This window comes from Acidovorax sp. KPB24-03, from assembly GCF_057546605.1.
In genome coordinates, this window is the sequence record NZ_BAAJYR010000735.1 from 1 (window position 1) to 1,058 (window position 1,058).

The window sequence follows — 1,058 nt, forward strand, 5'->3', positions numbered from 1 at the left end:
CGGGCACGTCGGCTTCGCCCAGGGGCGCCTGCCGGGCCACGTGCGCGCCATGCCGGCCGAGGTGGCCGGTTGGCTGGCGGCCCACGGGGCACCGGACTACGCGGCCGGCGAAACCCCCTCGATACCATCGCGCCATGGATGACATCGTCAAACAGGCCATCGCCAAGTGGCCCAACGTTCCCGACTGCTACGGCTGGCTGGGGCTCGACGCGCGGGGCCGCTGGTACATGCGCGACGACGCCACCCAGGGCCAGGGGCCGTTCCCGCAGGCCAAAGGCTCGCTGCTGGCGCACGGCAAGCTCATCGACTTCATCCAGCGCAACTACGAGGCCGACGCCCAGGGGCGCTGGTTCTTCCAGAATGGCCCGCAGCGCGTGTACGTGGAGCTGGAGATCACCCCGGTGGTCTGGCGCATCGAGCCGGATTTCACCCTCGTCGCCCACACCGGCCGCGCCTCCACCGCCCGCGAATGCCTGCTGGACGAGGCCGGTCGCCTGTACCTGTTCGACGGCACCGTGCTGGGGCTGGCGCACACGCTGGATATGGAAACCGCCGCGCAGGCGGTCGAGGCCGGGCAGTGGGACCCGCAGCCGGTGCAGGCGGCCGATCTGCCGGTGCGCTATGGCTACGTGCTGCAGCCCTCGGTGTTCCGGGTCTGAGCCGTTGCCGGGCCCCGGCACCGGGGCGATATCCCGGCGGCGAGGGCCTTGTCACCCTGTCCGAAACGAAAAAAGCCGGTCGATGACCGGCTTTTTGCTGGGGGGAGGGTGCCTCGTCTTACTTGGCCGCGTTGGCCATGAACTCGACCGCCGCATGGATGTCCGCGTCCGACGCCTGCGTGCCGCCGCGGGGCGGCATGGCGCCCTTGCCGGCGATGGCGATGCGGGTCATGCCGTCGATGCCGTCCTTCAGGCGCTCGGCCCAGGCGGCCTTGTCGCCGAACTTGGGCGCACCGGCGATGCCGGCGGCATGGCAGACCTGGCATGCCTGCTTGTACAGGGCCTCGCCAGCGCCGGCGGCGGCCGTCGTCGTGGGGGCGGCGGGTGCCGCGGCCGGAG

General features: G+C 71.7%; 2 protein-coding genes and 1 pseudogene. 2 read left to right on the plus strand and 1 reads right to left on the minus strand.

Annotated elements, in window-relative coordinates; genetic code table 11:
* Positions 1-142: pseudogene (locus tag AC27KI_RS25600) on the plus strand (alpha/beta hydrolase); the annotation flags it as partial.
* Positions 135-659, plus strand: coding sequence for a DUF2946 family protein (locus AC27KI_RS25605; protein ID WP_487116620.1), 525 nt, complete (start codon positions 135-137; stop codon positions 657-659). The pseudogene AC27KI_RS25600 and the gene AC27KI_RS25605, both read left to right, overlap by 8 nt.
* A gap of 118 nt (positions 660-777) precedes the next feature.
* Here AC27KI_RS25605 and AC27KI_RS25610 read toward each other — a convergent pair.
* A partial coding sequence (locus AC27KI_RS25610) for a c-type cytochrome (protein WP_487116622.1) occupies positions 778-1,058 on the minus strand: 281 nt, incomplete at its 5' end.

Excerpts from the sequence above, each read along its gene's own strand:
- AC27KI_RS25605 (WP_487116620.1), top strand. The coding sequence starts at position 135 with ATGGATGACATCGTCAAACAGGCCATCGCCAAGTGGCCCAACGTTCCC.